The following is a 6043-nucleotide window of genomic DNA, read 5'->3' on the forward strand; positions in this document are numbered from 1 at the left end:
ATTCGTGACATCTAAAGTGGCATCGCCCTAACTGTATCAGGGATTTGGTGTAATCCCAGAAACGTCCGTAATCCGTCCCTCGATGGTTGGGTTGACCGTTTTTAACTGGCTTACATAATCCGCAAGGTTCTCCCAATCAGGAAGGCCGATGTCCGTCACTCTTCCTTCTGCATAGGCCTTTGCAAAGACTGTAAAGCCATCTCCACCCTTGGCTGTAAAGGCATTGGTGGCTACTGTATATTGCTTGGTTTTATCCAATTCGCTATACGTTCCATCTTGTCCTTTCACTTCAACCTTTTGTACGCGTTGCCCCGCATCCTTTGTGCTGTCATATGTGAATTTCATGCCGGATACATGTAGGAAACCGCCACTCTCTCTCGGTGCTTGGCTCACGCTATGTTCCAATGCTTGCGTTATTTCCGCACCCGTTAGCTTCATCGTCGCCAGTGTATTGCCAAACGGTAAAACGGTGAGGATATCCCCTAATGTGATGTCACCTTGATCGATACCGGCACGGATGCCTCCACCATTTTGGAAAGCTATGACCGTATCTTTATTAAATTCCTTCGCTTTCGTCAGCATGGCATCGGTGATCAAATTGCCTAATTCCGTTTCATTTTTACGGACACTTGGTTTCGTAACGTCACCTGAATCACGCGGACTTTCCATTGCCTTCACTGCGGTTGCGCCCGTTTTGCTTTCTTTTACTTCCTGAATCTTCTTGGAGTAGGTTTCCAACTTCTTGGCCGCTTCTGCATCATCCTGTTTGTCGGCAAGCTTGATTAACTGCCCTGCTTGTCCAATGATTTTCCCCTTACTATCAAATTCCACATCAAGCGTACCTAGATAATCACTATATTGATAAGCTTGGACAACGACAGTCGGGTCTTTCGTTTGTCCTTTTTCATCCTCACTGATCACAACTGGACCGTCTAACTGCGTATGGCTATGTCCACCGACGATCACATCAATCCCTTTTACCTTAGATGCCAGTGTTAAATCATTATCATATTCGGCATTGTCATCATACCCAAGATGGGAGATGGCGACGATTTTATTCACGCCCATGCCTTCGAAAGCTTTCACGGCCTTTTCTGCTTCTTCCAGATAGTTCTCGAATACGATACTGCCAGGGCTTGAAATGTCTTTCGTTTCTTCTGTCGTCAGGCCAAAGAACCCGACCTTCTCACCATCGATATCCTTTACGATGCCGTTATAGATCTTCCCTTGTTCAGGTTCACTCGAATATAGATCCGAGAATAACCCTTTAAATTTATCGTCTTTGGTAAAGTCTACATTCGAACTGACAAATGGGAACTTGGCGCCTTTAATAAAGTCTGCCAAGGCTTGATGGCCTTCTTGACTTGACCCTAAATCAAACTCATGATTTCCGAATGTCATCACGTCATATTTCATTAAATTCATGAATTGAAGATCAGCCTGACCCTTGAATTCATTGAAATACAAGGTTCCTGAGAATACGTCACCCGCATCGATCAAAAGTGCTTTTGGCTTACTTTCCCTTACTTCCTTAACGGCAGTCACCCGTTTGGCCACGTTATCCAAATGAGCATGCGTGTCATTCGTATGCATCAAAGATAGGGTGAATTGAAGCCCTTCTTCAGCTGTTGCAACCAACTTATCCGCTGCTGCAATCCTTGCTTGGAAAGCCTTCTTATCCGCTTTATTGATTCCAGTTAAATCAATAGCCACTTTCGCTTGTTTAGCCGCGTTGATCTGTGCTTTCGTCTTAAGTGGTCCCTTTGCCAGCTTTTCGTACGCACTTACTTTCTTTTCTACTGCTTTTTTCTTTTCGGTATAAAGGGCCGCTTCATATTTTCCGTTTACTTTCTTCGCGTAAGCATGGATGGCCTTACCGAGCTTCGATGTTTTGCTTACCTTTTTCAACTGGCCTGAAACGGCGTCCATCCGTTTGGCAGCTGTTTTCAAATCCCCTTTTGCTATCCAATACTCGGCCTTATCATAGTAGTACGGCACTTTAAGATCCCCGTTTAAGGATTTTTTCGTTCCTTTGGTGAACTTATCGTATAGAAGGGCTTCAATCTTGGCGCCGTACACGGTATCTTTAATGTCCTTTTCGGTCTTTTTCACAGCTGCATCCAGTGCGTTATATTTTTTCTTAACCTCCGTCGGTTTTTGGGCGATAACGGAATTCGTCAGAGACTTAAGTGCTTTATCATGGGCTACCTTAGCCTTTTCCGCCTTTTGATAGCCTTTCACATAACCCTCTGCCCGTGTTATGTATTTATCATAGGCCTTGATTTCCTTTAGTTTTTCATCTTTTTGTTTTTTCGTTAAGGTTGATTTTTTAATCGTAGCGGTTATGTCTTTTTTCGCCTGTTTTGCAGCTTTGGTTTGTTTCTTGATGGTGGATACGGAAGCGAGTTTAGAAGAGTAGAAGTACGTGTCGAATGGCTTTTTGATGGTGGCCTTCGCTATCTTGATTTTACTGTTTAAGCTTGTTGTTGCAGCATCCGTTGGCACCGGTGCCACTGCGACGATAGTTGATGCGGCCAGTACGGTGGCTGACGCAAATTGAATCATTTTCTTTTTCCCCATAAAAAATAATTCCTCCCCATTCTTTTTCTATGCCGAAATAAGGTTTTATTAGCATGCCCACCGAGGACTCAAGGCAAAACATGCTTTCATAAAACAGAAAATCTCAGCATATCCCATTATCACAAATCCATTTTTCTAGATATGTGTATAACCTATAATACAACAGAATATTCCAAATTTATATCAAATCCATGATTTTTTACACAATATTGACATTTTTATAACTTGACAAATGTTGTTCTCTAGCATCTTTCTACATCATTTTACAAAATCCAGCTCCCTCTGCCATAAAAATCTCTATAGTAAAAAAGCGATTCCTCTTCATGAAGAATCACCCGTTTAATCTGTACCTATTATAGAACCGCTTCCATGATCCTCCAGTTAGCAAGAAGCAGACAAATGACGATGCCCGTTTTGATGATATTCACCATCAGCCTATTGTACGTTACCTCCTTGTCTTTATCTTCACTTTTATAGATTCGTAAGTTGATGGAATCATGATACCTTTCAACAAGGCTAAACACACCAAAAGCCAATAGCCCGATTAATGGCAGACCTAAAATGCTTTTCTTATCTCCCCATTGGGATACGGCACCCGATGGATCAAAACTCATAGGGATGCTATTCGGTAGAACCGGCCACTTTAAAAATATGTATACAAACATCATGATAAGTAGAATCATCGAAACACTATCTAATAAACTCTCAACGAATGTTTTTTTAGTTGTTACTTGTTGCTTGTCCATGTTCTCCTCACCTTCTTAACATAGCCAATTCCTTTGCCAGGATGGAAGGACGAAATTTCTTTTGATGAAAGAACTCCTTTAACTCTTCCGGAGTCTGATAGGAAAGCCTAATATGGTAGTAATTGATATGTTCAATGATGGCGAATGCATAAAGAAAGATGAACCAATAATGACCGACCGAAAAAAAGATGAATTGATAAACGGCTACGAGTAATCCTATCAAGATCAGAACCATATTAATCTTTTTAAACGCACGGAAAATACGTAGTTGCGCAGAAGGCAGCCCGACGAACTTCTTTTGCTTCGCTTGTTTCCATTTCAGAAACCAATAGAGGCTCCCTTGAAGCAGGATGAACTCCAGCACAACAAAGGCATAGATAGGCGGGAACGAAATCAAGTAAGGATCCGCCCATTTCTGTTGCTGAATGAATAACAACCACAAAGCGGCAAAAAGGACCGTTGCCGTCAACTCACCTGTCCATAAACTGTATAATTTCCGGTTCGCTTTTTTTTGCATCTAATTCCCCCTGTATACATTCGAATATTTTTTTCTATCAATTTCTCTCTTCAGCTTTCTACATAATATTTCTCTAAAAAACAAAATAATCCTTCCAGGCATCCCTCATGACTACCAATTTTATATGGGTATCCTTGAGCCTTTTATTAAAAAAACATGACAAATCGATAAGCTAACTTGTCCGAAGTCGCATTAACTATATAAACCAGTAGAAAAGAGGTGAATTACATGTCTGATTCTGTGTCCATTCCTAGACCTCCTGATGTAGTGACGATACTATGGGAAAGAAATCCTTTAAGGCCTCACTCTTCTCGTACAATTGTAGAAGCTACAGTCATCGGAAACGCTGATTCCTGCAAGCTATCAACAGGTAAGTCCTACCGGAAAGCTGTAAATTGTCTACTATCAAATGATTTTGTAAGGGTTTCGAATACCTGTTTGGGAGTTTTCGGGGTTTCCGTCTTCGTCCGTAAATTCTAGTATATTTTATTTAAGAGAGACGATATTGGACTGAAGGTGGATAGGTAAAAGGTTCAGGCCAAGCGTGATACCTGAACCTTTTCCTACTTATAATACTGAAGAATTTTTTCGAAAAATCGATATAATGGCAAAATCAGAAGATATAACCGCTCTTTCCGAAGATATATGAGACGATTTCGAAGATAAAATTGCCTTTCCGAAGATACATGTTGAAATAAGCTATATATCGTAAAAACCACATGAACCTAATCATGTGGTTTTTACGATATTATTTATATTTTGGAATTTCAATGTTTAGATTATAGGAATCTAATAAACTATACAGATTATAAATCTGTTTTACTTGCTTCACGGCCCAGCCGATATCTGTTGCATATTGGTGTGTGGCATATCCATAACTGCTAGCCCCAGCAGGATTCCATCTCATTTTATATAAGGTGTCCTGACCTGTGGAGATATACCCTTTGGCGATGAATTCTGCACCACCAATGATGGCCGCTTCCGGAGTGAACCAACCTGCATTATAGGCATACTGCGCGCCGCTACTTACTGCCGTTCCATCATACGCGCCGATTCCATACATATTATAGACCGTCTTTCCATTCACCATAACGCCTGTTGCTAATGGTGAAGTCCCTTTGCCCGTTTCCAATAATGCGTGTGAAATAAGATAAATATCATTGACTCCATATTTATCCCCTGCCGTCATGAAGGTGGCTGCTTGTCCTTCTAAAATCCCTTTGCCGGATAGGATTCTACTATTCACTTCGGCAGCATTTAGGTTCGCACTTTGAGAGAGTTTAACAAATTGAAAAGAGTTAACTGGATCATCCACGAAATTATCTGGATTCAGATGATATTTCACATCTTCTGGACTCGCATTGACCCAGGTTTTATTGATATCGACTTCATACCAGTAATAACCGTCAGAGCCTTTCACCTTCGATTTGATTGTAAGAGACTGATTATTGCTGACCGAACCGACTACCCAGTTATCCGGACCAGCTCCTCCTCGTACTCGCCAGCCCGATCCATTGACCGTACCTTTCGTGGAAGAGGTCAAAATAATACCGTCTTCACGTATGTAGGTTTGGTAACTTTTATCCGTTTGGGCATTGACGGCCATCTGCAAATCTACCATCTTGTCGATCGTCAGGCCATAATCTGTATAATTCTTAATGACCGTTCCAGGAGCATTGCCTGGAGTTTCTGCAGCTGTGTTAACTAAATACTGTGAGCTCACATATCCCGTTTTCCCATTTGCTGAAACCTTTGCCCAACCATCAGATTCAGAATACACCGTTACCGCCGTATTATTGGCAAGCATTGCCACGATAGAGGCAGACGTTGAGGCTGCGGATCGCATGTTGAGATTAGATCCATCGTTCACCTTCACGAATTTAATGAGCGTGTTTTCTTCAATTGGAGGGGTAGGTTCCGGCTTTTCCTCTATTGAAGTCGGTTTGGTCGTTGAAAGATATTTTGTATTCACATAACCTTCCTTATTGTTCGCCTTGATTTTTGCCCAGCCATTGGACTCCGAATACACCGTTACCTTCGTCCCTTTCGTTAGCTCGGTGACGATTGCCGCGCTTGCGGAACCACTTTTCCTCATATTCAGCGTACCTGAACTTACATTCACGTATTTTGTCGTCGTCTTAACCGGAGTGGACGCTGGTTTGGCCGTGACTGGTTTCGTTGTGGAAAGATAGGCCGTATT

5 protein-coding genes are annotated in these 6043 nt (G+C 41.8%); 1 reads left to right on the top strand and 4 read right to left on the bottom strand.

What is annotated here, in order from left to right:
• Positions 1 to 36 precede the first annotated feature (36 nt).
• From ACIQXH_RS16320 to ACIQXH_RS16330, 3 genes are all read right to left on the bottom strand, one after another.
• Positions 37 to 2580: a 5'-nucleotidase C-terminal domain-containing protein gene (locus ACIQXH_RS16320; RefSeq protein ID WP_403124720.1), complete on the bottom strand. Its 2544-nt coding sequence runs from the start codon at positions 2578 to 2580 to the stop codon at positions 37 to 39.
• A 353-nt stretch (positions 2581 to 2933) separates the two neighbouring features.
• Positions 2934 to 3326, bottom strand: coding sequence for a DUF1648 domain-containing protein (locus ACIQXH_RS16325; protein WP_403124722.1), 393 nt, complete (start codon positions 3324 to 3326; stop codon positions 2934 to 2936).
• Positions 3327 to 3333: 7 nt separating this feature from the next.
• Complete coding sequence (locus tag ACIQXH_RS16330) at positions 3334 to 3843, bottom strand: hypothetical protein (RefSeq protein WP_403124725.1); 510 nt, start codon at positions 3841 to 3843, stop codon at positions 3334 to 3336.
• Between the two features lie 228 nt (positions 3844 to 4071).
• On the opposite strand from ACIQXH_RS16330, the gene ACIQXH_RS16335 reads away from it, so the two are divergent.
• The gene (locus ACIQXH_RS16335; protein ID WP_402874120.1) at positions 4072 to 4323 is read left to right on the top strand and encodes a hypothetical protein; all 252 of its coding nucleotides are present in this window, start codon (positions 4072 to 4074) and stop codon (positions 4321 to 4323) included.
• A gap of 268 nt (positions 4324 to 4591) precedes the next feature.
• On the opposite strand, the gene ACIQXH_RS16340 is transcribed toward ACIQXH_RS16335, so the two are convergent.
• Positions 4592 to 6043 (bottom strand): SH3 domain-containing protein (locus ACIQXH_RS16340; RefSeq protein ID WP_403124728.1); only part of this gene is annotated, 1452 nt, incomplete at its 5' end.

This window comes from Peribacillus sp. NPDC097225 (genome assembly GCF_044761955.1).
GTDB lineage: Bacteria > Bacillota > Bacilli > Bacillales > DSM-1321 > Peribacillus.